Source organism: Pantoea sp. JZ29 (assembly GCF_035190385.1).
Lineage (GTDB): Bacteria > Pseudomonadota > Gammaproteobacteria > Enterobacterales > Enterobacteriaceae > Pantoea > Pantoea stewartii.
The window spans coordinates 3,569,895-3,590,776 of record NZ_CP045241.1; the positions used below are offsets into that span (position 1 = coordinate 3,569,895).

Annotated in this window: 18 protein-coding genes and 1 pseudogene; 10 read left to right on the plus strand and 9 right to left on the minus strand. The window is 52.9% G+C overall.

Translation table 11 applies throughout. The features are described from left to right. Positions 1-82: 82 nt before the first annotated feature. The 3 genes from panB to panD are packed head-to-tail and all read left to right on the plus strand — an operon-like array spanning position 83 to position 2,179. A complete protein-coding gene (gene panB / locus GC090_RS16660) occupies positions 83-877 on the plus strand; it encodes a 3-methyl-2-oxobutanoate hydroxymethyltransferase (protein WP_033740290.1) in 795 nt (264 codons plus the stop codon). 15 nt (positions 878-892) lie between these two features. Beyond that, positions 893-1,747, plus strand: coding sequence for a pantoate--beta-alanine ligase (panC, locus tag GC090_RS16665; RefSeq protein WP_006117725.1), 855 nt, complete (start codon positions 893-895; stop codon positions 1,745-1,747). A 51-nt stretch (positions 1,748-1,798) separates the two neighbouring features. Beyond that, complete coding sequence (gene panD / locus GC090_RS16670; protein ID WP_033740289.1) at positions 1,799-2,179, plus strand: aspartate 1-decarboxylase; 381 nt, start codon at positions 1,799-1,801, stop codon at positions 2,177-2,179. Positions 2,180-2,231: 52 nt separating this feature from the next. Here the strand turns inward: panD and GC090_RS16675 are convergent, their stop codons facing one another. Both GC090_RS16675 and GC090_RS16680 read right to left on the minus strand, forming a co-directional pair. Further along, positions 2,232-3,002 carry an ABC transporter permease gene (locus GC090_RS16675; RefSeq protein ID WP_006117722.1) on the minus strand — a complete coding sequence of 257 codons (771 nt, stop codon included), beginning with the start codon at positions 3,000-3,002 and terminating at the stop codon, positions 2,232-2,234. After that, positions 2,999-3,925: an ABC transporter ATP-binding protein gene (locus GC090_RS16680; protein WP_006117721.1), complete on the minus strand. Its 927-nt coding sequence runs from the start codon at positions 3,923-3,925 to the stop codon at positions 2,999-3,001. The genes GC090_RS16675 and GC090_RS16680 overlap by 4 nt, the downstream gene beginning before the upstream one ends. A 106-nt stretch (positions 3,926-4,031) precedes the next feature. On the opposite strand from GC090_RS16680, the gene can reads away from it, so the two are divergent. Continuing rightward, entirely contained in the window at positions 4,032-4,697 is a 666-nt protein-coding gene (gene can, locus GC090_RS16685) for a carbonate dehydratase (protein ID WP_033740288.1), read from the plus strand. A 59-nt stretch (positions 4,698-4,756) separates the two neighbouring features. On the opposite strand, the gene hpt is transcribed toward can, so the two are convergent. Next, positions 4,757-5,302, minus strand: coding sequence for a hypoxanthine phosphoribosyltransferase (gene hpt / locus GC090_RS16690; RefSeq protein ID WP_006117719.1), 546 nt, complete (start codon positions 5,300-5,302; stop codon positions 4,757-4,759). A 234-nt stretch (positions 5,303-5,536) separates the two neighbouring features. On the opposite strand from hpt, the gene GC090_RS16695 reads away from it, so the two are divergent. Then, positions 5,537-6,820, plus strand: coding sequence for a cystathionine gamma-synthase family protein (locus GC090_RS16695; RefSeq protein WP_033740287.1), 1,284 nt, complete (start codon positions 5,537-5,539; stop codon positions 6,818-6,820). Positions 6,821-6,822: 2 nt separating this feature from the next. Here GC090_RS16695 and cueO read toward each other — a convergent pair whose 3' ends face one another. After that, a complete protein-coding gene (gene cueO / locus GC090_RS16700; protein WP_324020457.1) occupies positions 6,823-8,424 on the minus strand; it encodes a multicopper oxidase CueO in 1,602 nt (533 codons plus the stop codon). Positions 8,425-8,583: 159 nt separating this feature from the next. Between cueO and GC090_RS16705 the strand changes: the two genes are divergently transcribed. From GC090_RS16705 to GC090_RS16725, 5 genes are all read left to right on the plus strand, one after another. Next, positions 8,584-8,931, plus strand: coding sequence for a YacC family pilotin-like protein (locus GC090_RS16705; protein WP_006117717.1), 348 nt, complete (start codon positions 8,584-8,586; stop codon positions 8,929-8,931). A gap of 107 nt (positions 8,932-9,038) precedes the next feature. Further along, positions 9,039-9,902 carry a polyamine aminopropyltransferase gene (gene speE, locus GC090_RS16710; protein WP_006117716.1) on the plus strand — a complete coding sequence of 288 codons (864 nt, stop codon included), beginning with the start codon at positions 9,039-9,041 and terminating at the stop codon, positions 9,900-9,902. Positions 9,903-9,930: 28 nt separating this feature from the next. Further along, the gene (speD, locus tag GC090_RS16715; protein WP_324020459.1) at positions 9,931-10,740 is read left to right on the plus strand and encodes an adenosylmethionine decarboxylase; all 810 of its coding nucleotides are present in this window, start codon (positions 9,931-9,933) and stop codon (positions 10,738-10,740) included. A 643-nt stretch (positions 10,741-11,383) separates the two neighbouring features. Then, positions 11,384-12,220: an alpha/beta fold hydrolase gene (locus tag GC090_RS16720; protein ID WP_033740283.1), complete on the plus strand. Its 837-nt coding sequence runs from the start codon at positions 11,384-11,386 to the stop codon at positions 12,218-12,220. 1 nt (position 12,221) lies between these two features. After that, a complete protein-coding gene (locus GC090_RS16725) occupies positions 12,222-13,394 on the plus strand; it encodes a nucleotide disphospho-sugar-binding domain-containing protein (RefSeq protein WP_324020461.1) in 1,173 nt (390 codons plus the stop codon). A gap of 47 nt (positions 13,395-13,441) precedes the next feature. Here the strand turns inward: GC090_RS16725 and GC090_RS16730 are convergent, their stop codons facing one another. The 5 genes and pseudogenes from GC090_RS16730 to acnB all read right to left on the minus strand — a co-directional run bounded on the left by GC090_RS16730 (position 13,442) and on the right by acnB (position 20,681). Continuing rightward, entirely contained in the window at positions 13,442-14,989 is a 1,548-nt protein-coding gene (locus GC090_RS16730; RefSeq protein WP_006117711.1) for a methyl-accepting chemotaxis protein, read from the minus strand. Positions 14,990-15,575: 586 nt separating this feature from the next. Further along, positions 15,576-16,844: a D-threonate kinase gene (gene dtnK, locus GC090_RS16735; RefSeq protein WP_164482958.1), complete on the minus strand. Its 1,269-nt coding sequence runs from the start codon at positions 16,842-16,844 to the stop codon at positions 15,576-15,578. Further along, positions 16,841-17,411 (minus strand): annotated as a pseudogene (locus tag GC090_RS16740) (2-keto-3-deoxygluconate permease). Before GC090_RS16740 ends, dtnK begins: the two are co-directional and overlap by 4 nt. A 150-nt stretch (positions 17,412-17,561) precedes the next feature. Then, on the minus strand, positions 17,562-17,924 hold the full coding sequence (gene yacL / locus GC090_RS16745) for a protein YacL (RefSeq protein ID WP_006117708.1): 363 nt from the start codon (positions 17,922-17,924) through the stop codon (positions 17,562-17,564). Positions 17,925-18,083: 159 nt separating this feature from the next. Then, positions 18,084-20,681: a bifunctional aconitate hydratase 2/2-methylisocitrate dehydratase gene (gene acnB / locus GC090_RS16750; protein ID WP_072021701.1), complete on the minus strand. Its 2,598-nt coding sequence runs from the start codon at positions 20,679-20,681 to the stop codon at positions 18,084-18,086. Positions 20,682-20,882: the final 201 nt, after the last annotated feature.

Sequence of the window (20,882 nt, forward strand, 5' to 3'; positions counted from 1 at the left end):
CATCTATTCGCGCGTCACAGATTCCGCTCAGCAACGCGATACAGTAAAATGCGTCCATCTGAATTTCTGAGCTGAGATCGTCATGAAACCCACCACCCTTTCTCATCTGCGTCAGTGCAAAGCGAGCGGTAAAAAATTCGCGACGCTGACCGCTTACGATTTTAGTTTTGCCCGCCTGTTTGCTGACGAAGGCATTCAGGTTCTGCTGGTTGGTGACTCGCTTGGCATGACGGTGCAGGGTCATGATTCCACGCTGCCCGTCACGGTAAGTGATATTGCTTACCATACCGCCGCCGTCCGTCGTGGTGCGCCTCACGCGCTCCTGTTAGCCGATTTGCCTTTCATGAGTTATGCCACACCACAGCAAACTTTTGATAACGCGGCGCAGCTCATGCGCGCCGGGGCCAATATGGTGAAGCTGGAAGGCGGCGCATGGCTGGCCGACAGCGTGCGCATGCTGACCGAACGCGCCGTGCCCGTGTGTGGTCATCTGGGCTTAACGCCACAGTCCGTAAATATTTTTGGCGGCTATAAAGTGCAGGGACGTGATGAAGCCGGTGCAGAGCAGCTTATGGCTGACGCGCTGGCGCTTGAGGCCGCAGGCGCACAGCTGATGGTGCTGGAATGCGTACCGGTGGCCCTGGCCCAGCGCGTAACGCAGGCACTGGCGATTCCGGTGATTGGTATTGGCGCAGGCAACGTGACCGATGGACAAATTCTGGTGATGCACGATGCGTTTGGCATTACCGGTGGACATATCCCTAAATTTGCAAAAAATTTCCTGGCGGAGACAGGCGACATCCGTGCCGCCATTCGCCGCTATATTGCTGAGGTTGAAGCAGGAAGCTACCCCGCAGCGGAACACAGTTTCCAGTAATTCAGGAGAATGGCAGTGCTGATCATCGACACTCTGCCCATGCTGCGCCGTGAAGTGCGCCGCTGGCGTCAGCAAGGTAAACGTATTGCGTTAGTGCCCACGATGGGCAATCTGCACGAAGGGCATTTAACGCTGGTAGATGAAGCGCGTGAGCGGGCCGATATTGTGATCGTGTCGGTTTTCGTTAACCCGATGCAGTTTGATCGGCCTGACGATCTGGCGCGCTACCCGCGCACGCTGCAGGAAGACTGTGAGAAACTGAACCGCCATGCGGTGGATGTCGTCTTTGCGCCCTCGCCTGCTGAGGTGTATCCACACGGGCTGGCTAATCAGACCTTTGTCGAAGTGCCGGTGCTTTCATCTTTACTGGAAGGCGCCAGTCGTCCCGGCCATTTTCGCGGCGTGGCGACCATCGTCAGCAAGTTGTTTAATCTGGTTCAGCCCGATATCGCCTGCTTCGGCGAGAAAGATTTCCAGCAGTTAGCCATCATTCGTAAAATGGTGGCAGACATGGGGTTCGATATCGAGATTGTCGGCGTGCCTACGGTGCGAGCCAGGGACGGTCTGGCCCTGAGTTCACGTAACGGCTACCTCACTGAAGATGAGCGTAAGCTGGCACCTGGCCTCAGCCAGGTGATGAATGCGATGGCCGCCCGACTGGCTAATGGTGAACGGCAGATTGACGATATTATTGAAGACGCAACGCGGTCGCTGCAGGAAAAAGGATTGCGTCCGGATGGCCTGGCCATCTGTGATGCGGAAACGCTGCAGCCTCTGACGGTGGACAGTCAGCGAGCCGTCGTGTTAATGGCCGCCTGGCTGGGGAATGCACGGCTGATCGATAATCAACAGGTAGACCTCACGCAGTAGTCTTGCAGGCTGAGGGTCACTCTTTTTGGCTGTATAACAAGGTTTCTGACTATGATTCGCACGGTTTTACAAGGCAAACTGCATCGCGTTAAAGTCACGCAGGCGGACCTCAACTATGAAGGCTCCTGCGCCATCGATCAGGATTTCCTTGATGCTTCTGGCATCCTGCAATATGAAGCTATCGATATTTATAACGTGACCAACGGTCAGCGTTTCTCTACTTATGCCATTGCCGCTGAACGCGGATCGAAAATCATTTCGGTCAACGGTGCGGCCGCGCGCTGTGCCTGTGAAGGCGACATCCTGATTATCTGCTCGTATGTCCAGGTCGATGATGCAGAAGCGCGCCAGTGGCAGCCTAAAGTGGCCTACTTTGAAGGTGATAACCAGATGAAGCGTCTGGCGAAAGCGCTGCCGGTGCAGCTGGCCTGAGTCTGGTCGCATAAAAAAAAGCAGCGCTAACGCTGCTTTTTTTTCGCCGGTATCAGGTCCGCAATCCGCGGCCCCGCTGAATCAGAAAATACACGGCGATATAAAACACCACGATAAAGGCAATCAGTACCGACATGGTCAAGGTCAGAGGAACATCGTGAATGCCCAGAAAGCCAAAGCGGAAACCGCTGATCATATAAACCACCGGATTAAGTTTTGATACTGCCTGCCAGAAGGGCGGTAACAGCGTCAGCGAATAAAACACGCCGCCCAGATACGTTAGCGGCGTCAGCACAAACGTGGGGATCAGGCTGATATCGTCAAACGTGCGGGCAAACACCGCATTAATCAGTCCCGCCAGCGAGAACAGTACCGCGGTTAGCAGCAGCGTAATGGCCACCATCAGCCATGAATGCACATGAAACGGCACAAAGAACAGCGAAACGGCGGTCACCAGCACACCGACACAGATCCCGCGCGCAACGCCGCCGCCGACATAGCCAGCGATAATAATGTGCGTCGGTACCGGTGCCACCAGCAACTCTTCAATATTGCGCTGAAACTTGGCGCTAAAGAACGACGATGCCACGTTGGCATACGCATTGGTGATCACCGACATCATAATGAGCCCTGGCACAATGAACTGCATATAGCTGAAGCCGTTCATATCGCCGATGCGCGCACCGATGAGGTTACCGAAGATGATAAAATACAGCGTCATGGTGATCACGGGCGGCACCAGCGTCTGGATCCAGATGCGGGCGAACCGGTTCACCTCTTTGGCCCAGATGCTTTTTAACGCCACCCAGTACAAATGTGTCATGCTTTTGCTCCTGTTTTTCCTTGCGTCAGGCCGACGAACAGCTCTTCCAGACGATTCGCTTTATTACGCATACTGAGAACCTGAACGCCCTGTGCGCTGAGCTGGCTAAACACGCTGTTCAGCCCCTGCTCGCGCAGGACTTCAACTTCGAGCGTCGAGGTATCCACTAACCGGTACTGGAAACCTTCCAGCGACGGTAACGGGCTGCGCGGGGCCAGATCCAGAATGAAGGTTTCGGATTTGAGCTTCGACAGCAGGGATTTCATTGAGGTGTTTTCAACCAGTTCACCATTTTGAATAATGCCGATATTGCGGCACAGCATTTCCGCTTCTTCAAGATAGTGAGTCGTCAAAATGATGGTCGTCCCCTGCGCATTCAAATCTTTCAGGAAAACCCACATCGACCGACGCAGTTCAATATCCACCCCGGCGGTAGGTTCATCCAGAATCAGCAGTTTGGGCGCGTGCATCAGAGCACGGGCGATCATCAGACGGCGCTTCATCCCGCCAGACAACATGCGCGCCCTTTCGTGACGTTTCTCCCACAGGTCGAGCTGTTTAAGGTACTTTTCGGCCCGCTGAAGGGCCTCACGGCGCTCAACACCATAGTAACCGGCCTGGTTCACCACGATCTGCATGACCGTCTCGAACGGGTTGAAATTGAACTCCTGCGGCACCAGGCCCAGCTGGCGTTTGGCATTGACGACATCTTTTTCCAGATCGTAACCAAAGACGCGGACGCTGCCTTCCGACTTATTCACCAGCGAACTGATAATCCCGATGGTGGTCGATTTGCCCGCGCCGTTGGGTCCCAGTAGCGCATAAAAATCACCGGCTTCGACGTTAAGATCGATGCCCTTGAGCGCCTGTACGCCGCCGGGATAGGTCTTGGTCAGCCGGGAAAGTTCCAGTGCATAGGTCATTCTGAATACATACCCTGTTTTATGGCATTGTAATGCCGTTTGAATTTAGGAAGCCTTCGCCTATAGTACGCGCACGCAAATGCGCAGTAACAGGTTGCTTAACGCCATGACAGACATTGATACCCTGATCAGTAATAACCGCGAGTGGTCCAGATTACTGGTCAAAGAAGATCCTGGTTTTTTTGAGCGACTGGCTCAGGCGCAAAAACCACGTTTCCTTTGGATTGGCTGTTCAGACAGTCGCGTCCCCGCAGAACGTCTGACCGGTCTTGAGCCAGGTGAACTGTTTGTCCACCGTAACGTTGCCAACCTGGTTATCCATACCGATCTTAACTGCCTTTCTGTGGTGCAGTACGCGGTTGAAGTGCTGGAAGTTGAACACATCATCGTGTGCGGCCACTATGGCTGCGGTGGCGTGCAGGCTGCCATGGATAACCCGGAGTTAGGGCTCATTGATAACTGGCTGCTGCACATTCGCGATCTCTGGTACAAGCATAGCGTGTTGCTGGGTGAACTGCCGCCCGATAAACGTCTGGATAAACTCTGCGAAATCAACGTTGTTGAGCAGGTCTACAATCTGGGGCATTCCACCATCTTGCAATCGGCCTGGAAGCGTGGACGTAAAGTCTCGCTACATGGCTGGGTCTACGGTATTCAGGATGGCTGCCTGCGTAACCTGAATGTTACCGCGAACAGCCGCGAAAACCTGGAGCAACGCTATCGTCACGGCATGGCTAACCTGTTAGTCAGTGGCGATTTTCACCGCCCCTGACGCACGCGCGCGACAAGCCTACACGAATCCAGAGGTCAGAGCCTTGGAAGAATGTGCGGTCACTCGCCTGAGGATTCGAGGGGAACCACTTTGCCAATGTAAGGCAGATGGCGATAACGCTGCGCATAATCGATGCCAAAGCCCACCACGAATTCATCAGGGATAGCAAAGCCCACGAATTCAACCTGAACGTCGACTTCACGGCGTTCAGGCTTATCCAGCAGCGTACAGATGGCCAGAGATTTTGGCTCCCGCAGACGCAGGATTTCCCGCACTTTGCTGAGCGTATTGCCTGAGTCAATGATGTCTTCAACGATTAACACGTCTTTACCGCGGATATCCTCATCCAGATCTTTGAGGATTTTGACATCGCGACTGCTGGACATCCCGCTGCCGTAACTGGAGGCGGTCATAAAATCCACTTCGTGCGGAACGTCAATCACGCGGCATAAATCCGCCATAAACATAAATGAGCCACGAAGTAGCCCTACCAGCACCATATCGCTGCCGCTGTCGCGGTAGTGGTCGGTAATTTCTTTGCCCAGTTCCGCGATGCGCGCGGCGATTGCCTGCTCAGGGATCATTACGTCAACAGTGTGTTTCATTGCCTTCAGCCCGGTCTCTCACAAAGCCACGCAGTCTACCATAACAGAAGTCCCTACTGACGCCGCGCAGAGAACGCAAACGTTTACGTGCACTAAAAATCTTCACCTGCGCGCAGGCAGTTGCACAAACAGCATTACCTTAGAACAACCCGGCATTTAGCCGCATTAATAGCTGCATGATACGATTTTATCGACATATCGTTATGCAGTTAGCGACCTTATTGGGAGATCTTAATGACTTCACCCTCAAGTAAAAAAACGCACGTTGGCGACCGCCCACTGCATCCCGAAACACAAATGCTGAACTACGGTTATGATCCGCGCCTGTCTGAAGGGGCCGTGAAACCGCCCGTCTTTTTGACCTCCACCTTTGTGTTTAACAGTGCAGAAGAAGGCCGCGATTTTTTTGATTATGTTTCCGGCCGCCGTCAGCCTCCCGAAGGTAAAAGTGGCGGACTGGTGTATTCCCGCTTTAATCATCCCAACAGTGAGATTGTTGAGGACCGCCTCGCTCTCTACGAACAGGCAGAAAGTTGCGCGCTGTTTGCCTCCGGCATGGCGGCCATTTCGACGGCGTTGCTGACCTTTACGCGACCAGGGGAAGTGATTTTGCATTCCCAGCCCCTGTACGGCGGTACGGAAACGCTGCTCAGTAAAACCCTGCACAACCTTGATATTCGTGCGGTGGGTTTCACTGACGGGCATGATGAAGCCAAAGTGCGCGAGGCCGCCCAGCGTGCAATGGCGCAGGGACGCGTCGCCATGATCCTGGTGGAAACGCCGGCAAACCCGACGAACAGCCTTGTGAATATCGCGCTGATGGCCCGTATTGCGGACGAGATCGATCGTCAGCAGGGTTCACGCCCGGTCGTCGCCTGTGATAACACCTTACTGGGGCCGATTTTTCAGCAACCGCTCACGTTGGGCGCGGATTTATCGCTGTATTCCCTGACGAAATATGTGGGCGGTCACTCTGACCTGATTGCGGGTGCGGTGATGGGAAACAAAACACTTATGTCACCGATCCGCGCTCTGCGTAGCGCTATTGGCACTCAGCTTGATCCGCATTCAAGCTGGATGATTGGCCGTTCGCTGGAAACGCTGTCGCTGCGCATGGAAAAAGCCTGCCACAACGCTGAAACCGTCGCCGCCTTTTTACGTACACATCCTGATGTCGCCGCCCTGCACTGGTTACCGTATCTGGATGCAGACAGCCCGGCAGGCAGAACCTATCGGGAACAATGCACCGGGGCCGGTTCAACCTTCTCTTTTGACATTGTCGGCGGACAACCTGCAGCGTTTCGTTTCCTGAATGCCCTGACGCTGTTTAAACAGGCCGTCAGTCTGGGCGGGACAGAATCGCTTGCCAGCCATCCTGCCACCACCACCCATTCTGGCGTGCCGGATACAGTGCGTCAGCGCATCGGGATCACCGACGCGACGATACGCTTATCCATCGGTATCGAGAACGCCGGGGATCTGGTGGAGGATATCCGTCTGGCGCTGGCGCAGGCCTGATATCAGGTCACGGTGAAGCCCAGCATCATGCCGGTGTCTTCATGCTCCAGTAAATGGCAATGCGCCATATACGCATGATCGGCGGCGGCAAGGTGGTTGAAGCGCACCAGCACTTCGCTACGCCAGCCGTCGACATTGACCATGTCTTTCCAGCCCTGACGGTGTGGCGCAGGTGGCTTGCCATTTTCAGAAAGAATACGGAACTGGGTGCCGTGAATATGGAAAGGATGCAGCATGCTGTCGCCTTCACCGGAAATGGTCCATTTTTCAACGGTGCCCTGCTTCACATCAAAGGCTGGCCGCGTCATATCAAATGGCTGGCCATTGATTTTATTGCCATTGTGAAAATCGTAGGCAGTCGCGGCCATCCCGTCATGGTCCATCTTCTGATGATCCATTCCCTGGGACGCGCTGTCGTGCTGCATCGCATGATCATTACCGCCCATAGCCATATCATGGTGCGCACCGTTCCCCATCGCTTTCGCGCCATAGCGTGCCATCAGCGCCTGCATACCTTGCTGATCCAGTTGGGGATCCATACTGAGTTGTAACCAGCGCGATGACAGACCGTCCGTTTTCGGTATGGCCGGTAATGTGGCTAGCTGATCCGGTAAAGTCGCGCTGGCCATGATCCGCAGCGGAATGATATTGACCAGCGGCAGGGGCCGATCGAAGGGAGCCAGCGTCATGCCCATTTGCGAAACAGGTAGCGTCACGATATCAAAAGCCTTGCCATCGGACGTATCGACCATGACTTCAAAGCGCTCGCCCGGCAGGAGCGGAAGGGAGTCGACCTTTACCGGCTCAGGCAGCAGACCGCCGTCACTGGCAATCACATACAGTGGGCGTTTATCGCTGGCAGTCAGATGCAGCGAACGGGCATTGCAGCCATTAAGCAAACGCAGACGTAACCATCCACGCGGTACGGCATGCTGAGGATACTGTGCACCGTTGGTCAGCATCATGTCGCCGAACCAGCCCACTGCGGCCCGCATAATATCAAGCTCATAATCGATGCGGTCACCGGATGAGGTGAGCTGTTTGTCCTGAAAAATCAGTGGAACATCGTCGGTGCCCCATTGATTAGGCAGACGAAGCGTCCCTGACGGCTGATCCTCTAACACAATCATGCCGGCCAGCCCCTGGGCAACCTGATGACCCGTTTTGCCATGCAGATGAGGATGATACCAGCAGGTGGCGGCAGGCTGGTCCGGCGTAAACGTCACCTGACGCGTGGCGCCCGGCGCAATGATTCCCTGCGGTCCACCGTCCACCTCGCCGGGGATTTCCAGACCGTGCCAGTGCAGGGTCGTCGCTTCACGAAGCCGGTTATGAATATTGATGGTGGCCGCCTTGCCACGCTGGAGCCGAATTGCGGGCCCCAACAGGCTGCCATTGTAGCCCCAGGTGGGTACGTCTTTGCCCTGCCACTGGCTGATGCCCGGCATCGCCGTCAGGCTGTACTCTCCTTTCGCATCCGCGTCCAGCAGGGAAGGAACCGGCAGCAGTGGCCGACTGGCCGCCATCAGGGATCGGCTCCAGAGCGGCAGCGCCCCTGCAGCACCCAGTGCCGCGCTCAGTTTCAGAAAGTGACGACGTTGCATAATCCGCATCCTTGTAACGAAATGACCTCAAGCCTAAACCCTGCCCTTATGGCAAGGTCAAGCATCAGCAGGCAGAATGCCCCAAAAATCGTAAATTGATCGAAAATCTTTACACAACTGTGCTAACGTCTTTCAGACGACTATTACATGAGAATATCTATGAAGAAGAGCATCAGGATCCTGCTACTGGCAGGACTCTTCGGCTTCTCCTCCACCAGTTTTGCCCTGAGCGAATCCGAAGCAGAAGATCTTGCCGATCTGACTGCGGTATTCGTTTATCTTAAGAACGACTGTGGCTATCAGGATTTGCCCGATGCGCAGATCCGCAAGGCGTTGGTGTTTTTTGCCCAGCAAAACCGCTGGGATTTAAGCAATTACAACAACTACAACATGAAAGCCCTGGGTGAAGACAGTTACCGTGATTTAAGCGGTATCGCGATTGCCAACGACAAAAAATGTAAGTCGCTGGCCAGAGATTCTCTCAGCCTGCTTGCCTATGTAAAGTAGCGCCCCAGCCCGCTCTCCTGTCAGACATTTGACCGTGCAACGACTATCATAGTTAGCTATGATGTTTCGCCGATTTTTATGGCAATGTCACGAAGGAGAGCCCCATCATGGCCCAAAACGAGATGTGGTATGAAACACTTCATACCGGCTTTGGCCAGTATTTTACCGTCGATAAAGAGCTTTATCGTGATAAAACGGCCCACCAGGATTTAATCATCTTTGAAAATGCGGCGATGGGCCGCGTTATGGCGCTGGATGGCGTGGTGCAAACGACCGAACGTGATGAATTTATCTATCACGAAATGATGACGCATGTGCCGTTGCTGGCGCATGGTGCCGCCAAAAGCGTACTGATTATTGGAGGGGGCGATGGCGCGATGTTGCGCGAAGTGTCCCGCCATACCGGCATTGAGAAAATCACCATGGTCGAGATCGACGCCGGCGTGGTGACCTTCTGTCGTCAGTATCTGCCGAACCACAGCGCTGGTGCGTACGACGATCCGCGTTTTAATCTGGTCATCGATGATGGTGTGAATTTCGTCAACCGCACCACCGAAAAGTTTGACGTTATCATCTCTGACTGTACCGATCCCATTGGGCCTGGCGAAAGCCTGTTTACGTCCGACTTTTATGCGGGCTGTAAAAATGCGCTGAATGAAAATGGGATCTTTGTTGCCCAGAACGGCGTTTGCTTCCTGCAGCAGGATGAAGCGGTTAACAGCCATCGTAAACTCAGCCATTACTTTGCCGATGTCAGTTTTTACCAGGCGGCCATCCCAACCTACTACGGCGGCATCATGACCTTTGCCTGGGCAAGCGATAATCCGGCCCTGCGCCAGCTTGATCCCGCCCTTCTGCAGGCGCGCTTTGCGGCCTCGGGCCTGAACTGCCGTTACTACACACCGGCAATCCACACGGGCAGCTTTGCTCTGCCACAATATCTGTTGAATGCTCTGTCAGAGACGCGCTGATCGATCATTTATAAGGGGGTGAATAAAATTGCAAAAGCTAAAACTGCATGGCTTCAATAATCTGACCAAAAGCCTGAGTTTTTGTATCTACGATATTTGCTATGCGAATACCGAAGCCGAGCGCGATGGTTATATTGCTTATATCGATGAGCAATACAATGCAAATCGCCTGACGGAAATTTTGACCGAAACCTGTTCGATTATTGGTGCGAATGTGCTGAACATTGCGCGCCAGGATTATGAGCCACAGGGTGCCAGCGTCACGATTTTGGTCAGTGAAGAACCTGTTGATCCTAAAGATATTGATACGTCTGAGCATCCCGGCCCGTTGCCTAATTCCGTGGTCGCGCATCTTGATAAAAGCCATATTTGTGTGCACACGTATCCGGAAAGCCATCCTGAAGGCGGCCTCTGTACCTTCCGTGCAGACATTGAGGTCTCAACCTGCGGCGTGATCTCACCGCTTAAGGCGCTCAATTACCTGATTCACCAGCTGGAATCTGACATTGTCACTGTGGATTACCGCGTACGGGGTTTTACACGTGATGTGAACGGCGTTAAACACTTTATCGACCATGAAATTAACTCCATCCAAAACTTCATGTCCGACGATATGAAGCGGATGTACGATATGGTTGATGTGAATGTTTACCAGGAAAACATCTTCCATACCAAGATGTTGCTGAAAGAATTCGATTTAAAACATTATCTCTTTAATACCCGCCCGGAAGATCTGACACCGCAGGAGCACAAACACATTACTGACCTGCTGTGGAAAGAGATGCGTGAGATTTATTACGGTCGCAATATTCCGTCTGTGGGATTAAAAACCTACTAAGTTATGCCCCCTTTGCGGGGCATTCTCTCTTTCGTCTGCCTGTTATCTGTCACAGCCCGTTCAGGGCCACTTATTGCGCCCTGCGAACCAGGGTAGCCCCGGCTGCCTTTCTTTCGCGGCATGTCATCTTGCGATGGTGAGACTGGCAGACCCGTTACGACGTTCTTCCGTGAAATAAATCAGCCGCCCCCTGCGTTCTGTTGTGCAGACGCTACTTCCGAGATCGTCCCGTAACGCCTGCCAGTAACAGGCCACAGTGTGGCACTAACACAAACTCACCACAGTAATCCCTGCCGAGCCATTCGCCCCATGATAAAACATTAATTAAATTTACCATGAATACAGTAAGGATAATAAAGTTTTATGACACTATAAAAAAGACCAGCCTCCCTTTCCTCGCCTGGATTTTATGAGGAAAATCACACTTTAACAGCCTGTTAAGTTACTTAATTTTCCATGAAAACTAAGGTGATGGAGAAAAACCAGGAGCATTTAATTTATAAATACCTTTAAATCAATAAGATGAAAGATTGCGGATTAAAAACAGCGATAAAACATAAAAATAACTTAATGATTACCATTTGCTGTGATATACATTAGAAAACTTTAATATTTGATGATGTTTCTTGGTGGGGAGAGTGATATGAGTCACGGTTATTCTGTAGTAAACATAAATGAACTTAACATTTATGTGGAGTTAACAAAATGCAGTGTCCCGACCCGTAACAGGACCATCCTGATTAACGGTGCACTGGCAACCTCGTCTTCTTTCCGCAACTGGAAACGCTTCCTGGCGGATAAATCAGATGTCATTACGTTTGATCTTCCGTTCTCAGGCAAATCAAAACCCTTCAACGAACAGGGCTGCCATATCGTCACGCTTGATGATGAAGTCACGATTATTCGCGAGCTGATTTCAATTTATAAGCCCAATATTATTGCCTCAGCCTCCTGGGGCGGTGCATCGACTCTCAAGCTCTTGAATCACGGTGAAGAGGGCCTGGAACATGCCATCATCGCGTCCTATTCCTTTGAATTTAATGACCGTATGCGGACTTACGTGAAGCAAGCCAATCTGTTTTCAAAAGAGAAGAACTTTGTCGAGCTTGCGCATTTGATGAATGACGAAGTGGGTGCATATCTGCCGAATAAAATGAAGTTCTGCAACTTCAGGCATCTGACGTCGCTGGATGAGATTGAATACCGTCAGGGGCGTTTCCATCTTGAGCAGATTGCCACGCTGCGCAACCACGACTACAAAAACATTATTGATAACTCGGCCTGCCAGTTTCACTTTATCAACGGCGACCTGGATATTCATACGCCGCAAAAAAACATCGAAGAGATATGCGGCGAGTCGGATAAAACGCGCTTTTATCAAATCAGGGATGCGGGACATTTTCTGGATCTGGAAGGCAAGCGCAGCCGGGAAAGGACCGCTGCCGCCTTCAACACTATTTTTAGTCAGATTGGTGTCTGAGATGAAAGTGATTATTGGCGCACTGGGCTCAGCAGGCGATGTCTTTCCCTGTATTGAGATTGGCTCGCTGTTAAAAGAAAAGAATCATGATGTTTACCTGCTCGCTAACGACTATTTCAGATCTGAGGCAGTAGATCGCGGCCTGTCCTTTGTGGCGGTCGGCGACAAAGAGACTTATGTGAAAGCCGTCCAGGATCGGGCGTTATGGGACAAAAAGCACGCCCTGAAACGGATTTCACATTATATGGCGGAACAGCAGGAGGCGATGTTCGATGCCATGAGCGCTCTTGTCGAAGATGACGCCATCATCATTCACTCTTTATGGTGTTTTGCGGCGAAAGCCGTCAGCGAGAAATACCGGTTAAAGAAATATGCTATCAGCCTGACCAATTCAAATTTAAAATTGCAGCCCGGGCGTATTATCCATGCGCTGGAAAAAAGCCTGCGTGTCAGTCTGAACTGGAAACTGGCTTTATTTCAACGGGCCCTGGTTTCGCCTGCACTCCAGCGTACCATCGACACGCTGCGACGCGACCATAATCTGCCCGCCTCTCGCAATATTTACGCTGACTGGGTCAATAACGAACCGCAGTCGATTGTGTTATACGAACCCTGGTTTTATCAAAAGAAAGCGCGCGAGGGATTTTATGCCGGTTTTTTACTGAACAAGAGCCGGGCGTCGCTGGATGACGATCGTATTACCGATTTTATTGACTCCCGTACGGTGGTCTTTTTTACCAGTTGGGCCCTGGCTGAACAATCATCCGTGACACGCGTTTTACAGGACTTAAAAACAGAAGGACTGAAGTGCGTGCTTGTTACGCCAACCGCAGCCGCGTTAGCGGTAAACGATGATGTGATGACGCTGCCGCATCTCAATATTGCCCTGACTGAAACCTGCTTATTTGCCATTCATCATGGCGGTATTGGCACCACCGCGCAGTTGCTCAAGAACGGGGTGCCTCAGCTGATTTATCCTCGCGCATTTGATCAGTTTGAAAATGCCCGCGCCCTTGAACGACTGGCCTGCGGCCTCAAGGGAAAAGGGATCAGGGAAATCAGAAAAATGGCGGCACTTGCACGTCAGAAGAAACACAACTGCGACTTTTATGCTGTGCAACTGGCTAATCAAACCCAAAGAGGTCTTGAGCTGGAACGCTTTCTGACCCGTTAAACGCGTCTTCAGGCCAGGCATCGGGGTGCATGCCTGGCCTGAAGGCATCAGACCTGGAACGCCGCGGTTAACATGCGCAGACTGCGCGCCTGTTCAGTTAAGGACTGCGATGCCGAAGCCGACTGCTCCACCAGCGCGGCATTGCTTTGTGTGACGCTGTCCATCTGCGTGACGGCAATGCTGACCTGCGAAACGCCCTGCATTTGTTCCACTGATGCCAGCGCCAGACCATCCATATACTGTGCCAGTGACGCGACTTCACTTGCCGCTTTGAGAATACTCTGGGCGGTATGATCGGCCGCCTGTACACCTTTCGCCACGCCGGTGACCGCTTCTTCAATCAGGTTACCGATTTCACGCGACGATGATGCGCTGCGCTGTGCCAGCGTACGGACTTCCGTTGCGACAACGGCAAAGCCACGACCGTGCTCACCCGCTCTTGCCGCTTCTACCGCCGCATTCAGCGCCAGAATGTTGGTCTGAAAAGCGATACTTTGAATAACCGCGGTAATCTCTTTCACTTTCGCCGCGCTCACCGAAATGCTGTGCATCGTGTGGCTCATTTCATTGACGGCTTTTTCGCTGGCGCGCGTCAGTGATTCCGTCTCCCGGGCCGAAGACGCTGTAGATTCAGCGACAGAGGTGTTATTGCGAACCGTCGCAGTAATTTGTTCCATGCTTGCCGCCGTCTGTTGCAATGCCGCAGCCTGCTCTTCCGTACGGGAGGACAGCTCGGTATTGCCCTGCGCAATTTCACTGGCCGCCAGTTCAACCGATGCCGCAGAATCTTTGATCTGGGTCACCAGGTTCCGCAAATGATTTTGCATGTTCGCCAGGGCCGTCAGCAGCTTTCCGGTTTCATCCTGACGGTTTACGGTAATCACAGAGGTCAGATCGCCCCGGGCAATGGTATCGGCCGTGTGCACCGCGACAGCCAGAGGACGAGAAATACTGCGGGAAATCAGCAGGCCCAGAATCAGGGAAATTCCCGCTGACAGTAGCAGTCCGGCCACCAGGATCACGCGCGTTTTGGTCCGCTCGCTAGTCAGTTCATCTTCACGCGATTTGAGTAATGATTTCTCCGTGACAATCATGGATTCAATCACGTTACGCATCGCATCCATTTGCACTTTACCTTCATCAGTCGCAAAGATGTCTAAAAAGTGTTGCTGGTCGAGGTTCCCCTGATTCAGACGCTCACGCGCCGCCATTACGTTACGGGCATAGCTTTCCAGCCAGTTCTTCTGTCTGCTTTCCAGATCGACTAAGCGTTGCTGCTGCACCGGATTGTCCTGCGTCAGCTGATGTGTACTCGCGGTGTAGTCGCTAAAGGCCTGTTTACCCTGATTAAAGGGTGCCAGCATTTGTGTCTGACCGCTAAGAGCATAACCCCGAAGGCCGGTTTCCATATTCAGCAGACTCTCTGTCACCTTATTCAGGCCTTCAACCACCTGATAGGTATGAACGTTAAGTTTGCTGGCCTGCGTGACGCGATTAAACCCCATATAAAACAGACTGCATACCACAATCATGACAAGCGTCATGGCACCAAACGCCATATAAAGGCGGGTTCTGATAGATGTATTGCTGAGCATAATATCTCCGCGAGTGGAAAGAGAATAATTAAATTCCATTAATTCACGAGAATAATGGCAAGGCACATTAATAAATCAGGCATATAAATTTAATGAAAAGCCTGACCACTCAACCGAACGGTGAGTGACGTAGAAGTGAACGCATCAATGTTAAGTTGATTATTAGCGCTCTCGCGGAAATTTCCACTGCGTTACAATTTAAATTAGCGTTAGCGGAAATAACGAGAAAACAGGGAGGAGGATAATCCCTGTTATCGCCCTGTTTTCACGGTGCGCGTGGCCATAAAAAACTGAAAAATCAAACAGATTAAGCATTCAAAAAGGACAGTGAAGCCTGTTTCGTTTTACCGAACAATAAATTTGACTTAAGCGAGTAGTTGCATTCAGGTAACGAAATGTAACAGCACCCTTGGGGAGTACAGCATTACACATCGAACAGGGAACGTAAGGATTTATTATATTTTAATAATGGAGAATATCGCGCCCTTTATTAAACAGGGCACAGCTATTCTCATCATTCCTCCTAATTTCCCCTGACTTATCCTGTCGAAACGCGATTCTGGCCTGCACATCTGCAGGCTCAGGTTTACTCATTCAGATACAGCTCCTCAATATAATGCAGCGCATCACAGAGCGTATCATCCGTCCCGAATCCCCCTGCTTTAGTGATAACGGGTAAATCATCGATGTCACTGTTTACGAAGGTGCCACACGGGATACAGGGCGCCACTTCGCCGTGGATACGGTAACCTTCGGCGCCGAGAGCATTCGCCACCGCGATCGCGATGTCGCCGCCCGTCAGGAACAGCCCACCCGTACGGGCACGATCCAGGATCGCTAAGGTGATATCCCCCATTCGCCGACTCAGCGTTTCGCCCAACGCCTCGCGACTCAATGCATATTTTCCGGTCAGCGCTGCAATCTGGTTACGGTCGTCCCCGTGGCTGCTGGTCTGCAGAATACAGTGCCTGTTCTGTGCAAGGATCTGGCACGCCTGCTCTACGATCTCTTTTTGCTCTTTCTCAGGTGCAAGCAGGGTTTCAACCGCGATTCTGACCACGTCAGCCCGCCCCAGACGTTGCGCCTGGGCTACCTGACGCCGGGTCATTTCACTCATCGAGCCCGCCACCACCAGAACCGGAAGCGTTTGATCGCTGTCCATATAGCTGTCGGTCGGAAGCGCGTTGGCCAGTCCCGCCGCCCCAACCAGCAATGGGCGCGCAGCCATTGAGAGAGCAGCCCGGGCAATCAGGGCCAGATCGTTATCGCTTTCTGCATCAATAATGACGATGCTGGCGGGCTGTTGGCGCAGGTTTTCAAGCCGGTCTGCGAGGTCGCCACGCCTGACGTCGTCCAGCGTCATCTCCCTGACAGGCAGATCGGTCTGTAAGCCGATCAGCGTGCGGATACGCGAGGAGATAATCGGTGTGCGCGGATCGCTGGCAAACTCGGTTTCCAGCAACGGGCGCTGGTGAACCCAGCATTCACCATTGCGCGTCATGCGCCCCGCAGACGGAATGGCTGCGGCGACAATCGCCAGCGTGGTTCCGCTGGCGGCCATAGCCGCAGCAATCTCTGCGCCGGGATTGCCACGAAAGGTAGAGTCGATTTTTTTATAGATCAGCACGCTGTTTTGCCCAGGGCGCACCCAGGGAGACAGCGCCTGTTTCACCGCAACCGCCGCCTGCTCAGCGCTGAGTGCCCGGCTGTCTGTGTTAATCACCAGCACATCAGCGCGACGTGAGGGCTTTTGCTGTGACGTCAGCATCACTTCCGTACGTGCCCCTTTTTTAGCCAGTTGCACGCCCGTATCATTCGCACCGGTAAAGTCGTCGGCAATAACGATCATTTTCATCGTGATTTTTCCGTAGATAAAGCGACAGCCCGTCGCTGATTACCTTTTGCCACCCAGGAAGGTCAGCATCGGCGTTAAAAGGGCGGTGACAATCACCGATGTCGCAATCAGCGGCGTTGCCGCGGCGACCACACAAGACAGAGCCGGATCGGCCTGCGCCAGCGCAGCCGGCGTGACGGCAGTTGTCCTGGCGGCGGCCCCTGCCGGGACCGTATGAAGACCGCCGTTGCTGTTGTCCATCGCCGCAATGACCGCAACGGATGACAATCCCCACCGGCCTTCAGGGCCAGACAACGTATCGACAGACAGACCCAGCGCGACAGCAGCAGGACACTTCGTCACGGTGATACCGCCGCCCGTAACCCGCGCCTGGGGCAGCGCTTTAACCGATCTCATGCATAACAAAAAAACACCGATAAGCGCAGGCACGTCCTCTTTAAACGGTGCCGGCGTAAAGCCCCCTGTCCCTGAGGCGTCGGGAGCCAGCGTGTTAGCGGCGGCCCCCAGCACCAACGGGATAATCATCATTCCGCCAGGCACTTTTTCGATTGTTTCCTTAATCTTCATACCACCACCTTGATGATTAATTATAATCACAATGATGATATTAAATCACAAAAATAAAATATGCGGCGGGAATCTCAGATTAAAACGCTGATAATTGAGCATTATCAATCAACAAAGGAGGTAAATGGCGATCGGTGTGCAAGCTTTCAATCATTTGCCCGACATAAATCGCCGCCAGGCGGCAATCACGGCCAGGAAATCTTCCTTACCGCAGAAGCACAGGCTTTCTTCATCGTAGTAATTCATGCCCTCTTCCATCTCATCGCCTTCGAAATTCAATGTATTCGCGCGGACAATGACCTCTTCATCATCCATCCAGAGCGTATATTCGCGCCCGATGCGCTGCCACTGGCGCTCACTGCCTGTAAGTTTTTGGGCTTCGGCTTCAACCTCATCCAGCACGCTGGCGTCATGCCCGACTTCTTCATTAAACCAGTGGCCTAATGCTTCATGGCCCATCGACATGCGCACTTTTACCTTGCCCGTGATGTCGCGTAAAAATTCATACTCCATGATCTTATCTCTTTGTCAGTTACTCGCGCTGTTATACCGCTATTTTTATTGCCGTGCACCTGCTTAGCGCGCCTATCCAGATTCCCTGGACGCCCCTTTTGAGGCATAAAAAAAGAGGAGCGCCGGGGCGCTCCTCTCATACAGAACGATCGTCACCTGTCAGACGGCAGTCTGGAAAATCACGCCGTCTGCTTTTTCCGTGTACTGACTCAACTGGTCAAAGTTGAGATAGCGATAGGTGTCAGTGGCTGTTTTATCAACCTGTGCCATGAACTGCTGATACTCATCTGGCGTAGGCAGTTTACCTAACAGCGATGAGACGGCAGCCAGCTCCGCAGAGGCCAGATAGACATTAGCCCCTGTACCCAGACGGTTCGGGAAGTTACGGGTTGACGTCGAGACCACCGTTGCGCCGTCAGCCACACGTGCCTGGTTACCCATGCACAGTGAACAGCCCGGGATCTCAATACGCGCACCGCTCTTACCAAATACGCTGTAGTAACCTTCTTCTGTCAGCTGAGCCGCGTCCATTTTGGTCGGTGGTGCGACCCACAGACGGGTTGGTAACTGGCCTTTATGGCTGTCCAGCAACTTACCTGCCGCACGGAAGTGACCGATATTGGTCATGCACGAGCCGATAAAGACTTCATCAATTTTCTCGCCCTGCACATCAGACAGCAGACGCGCATCGTCCGGATCGTTTGGCGCACACAGAATCGGCTCTTTGATCTCAGCCAGATCGATGTCAATCACCGCGGCATATTCCGCATCGGCGTCGGCTTCAAGCAACTGTGGATCCGCCAGCCATTTCTCCATGCCTTCGATACGGCGCTCCAGCGTACGACGATCGCCGTAGCCTTCCGAGATCATCCATTTCAAGAGGACAATGTTAGAGGTCAGGTACTCTTTGATCGGCGCCTGATCCAGCTTAATGGTACAGCCCGCAGCAGAACGTTCTGCAGACGCATCGGTCAGTTCGAACGCCTGCTCAACTTTCAGATCGGGCAGACCTTCAATTTCAAGGATGCGGCCAGAGAAGATGTTCTTCTTGCCTTTCTTCTCGACGGTCAGCAGGCCCTGCTTAATGGCATACAGCGGAATGGCGTGAACCAGATCGCGCAGCGTAATGCCAGGCTGCATTTTGCCTTTGAAACGTACCAGCACCGATTCCGGCATATCGAGCGGCATAACGCCCGTTGCCGCAGCAAAGGCGACCAGGCCCGAGCCTGCCGGGAACGAAATCCCGATAGGGAAACGCGTATGAGAATCGCCACCTGTTCCGACGGTATCCGGCAGCAGCATACGGTTCAGCCAGGAGTGAATAACCCCGTCACCCGGACGCAGAGAAACCCCGCCGCGGTTCATGATGAAGTCAGGTAACGTATGGTGCGTGTTCACATCCACCGGCTTAGGATAAGCCGCCGTGTGACAGAACGACTGCATGACCAGGTCAGCCGAAAAGCCCAGGCAGGCCAGGTCTTTCAATTCGTCTCGGGTCATTGGACCGGTAGTATCCTGTGAGCCCACAGAGGTCATCTTAGGTTCGCAGTACGCACCAGGACGGATGCCGTCAACACCACAGGCACGGCCCACCATTTTCTGTGCCAGCGAGTAGCCACGTGTGCTTTCAGCCACGTCTTTCGCGATACGGAACACGGTACTGGCAGGCAGCCCCAGCGATTCGCGCGCTTTGGTCGTCAGGCCACGGCCAATGATCAGGGGAATACGTCCACCAGCACGGACTTCATCGATCAGGACGTCGGTTTTCAGTTCAAAACTGGCCAGCAGGTCGCCGGTTTCGTGGTTGCGGACTTCACCTTTGAAGGGGTAGATATCAATGACATCGCCCATATTCAGGTTGTTCACATCCACTTCAATCGGCAGCGCGCCTGCATCTTCCATGGTGTTGAAGAAGATAGGGGCAATTTTGCCACCCAGCACAACGCCACCGCCTTTTTTGTTTGGCACGTTCGGAATGTCATCGCCCATAAACCACAGCACCGAGTTGGTCGCCGATTTACGTGATGAACCGGTGCCTACAACGTCACCGACGTAGGCCAGCGGAAAACCTTTGGCCTGCAGCGCTTCAATTTGTTTGATCGGTCCGATGTTGCCTGGCTCATCTGGCTCAATGCCTTCGCGGGCATTTTTCAGCATTGCCAGCGCATGCAGAGGGATATCAGGACGTGACCAGGCATCCGGTGCCGGAGACAGATCGTCTGTATTGGTTTCGCCAGTGACTTTGAAAACCGTTACGGTAATTTTTTCAGCCAGCTCTGGACGTGACAGATACCATTCGGCATCCGCCCATGACTGCATCACCTGTTTCGCATGCGCGTTGCCTGCTTTGGCTTTTTCTTCAACGTCGTAAAAGCTGTCAAACATCAGCAACGTGTGGGAAAGCGCTTTTGCCGCAATCGGCGCGAGTTTCGCATCATCTAATGCTTCAATCAGAGGATGGATGTTGTAACCGCCCTGCATGGTACCGAGCAGTTCAACGGCTTTTTCAGGAGATACCAGAGGAGAGGTTGTTTCGCCTTTGGCGACAGCAGCCAGGAAACCTGCTTTAACATACGCCGCTTCATCGACGCCGGGTGGTACGCGGTTGACCAACAAATCGGTCAAAAATTCTTCTTCACCCGCAGGTGGATTTTTTAGCAGTTCAACCAGCGCGGCCATCTGGGAAGCATCTAATGGCTTAGGTACGATCCCTTGGGCAGCACGCTCGGCAACGTGCTTACGGTATTCTTCTAGCACGACGTTCTCCTCGCTCTCATTGTATGGGTTTCCGGTGCACCCTGATGACAACGCATTCCATGAGTAGGGTAAGGTGCCCGGTTCCGCGTGGGGCAGCATAGCAGGATTTCAACAGCTTGTTAATCTGTTTACAAAAAAGCAACATTGCGGTTTTCTGCAGCAGAATGCGCTACCTGAACAGAGATAAACGAAAAAAACGCA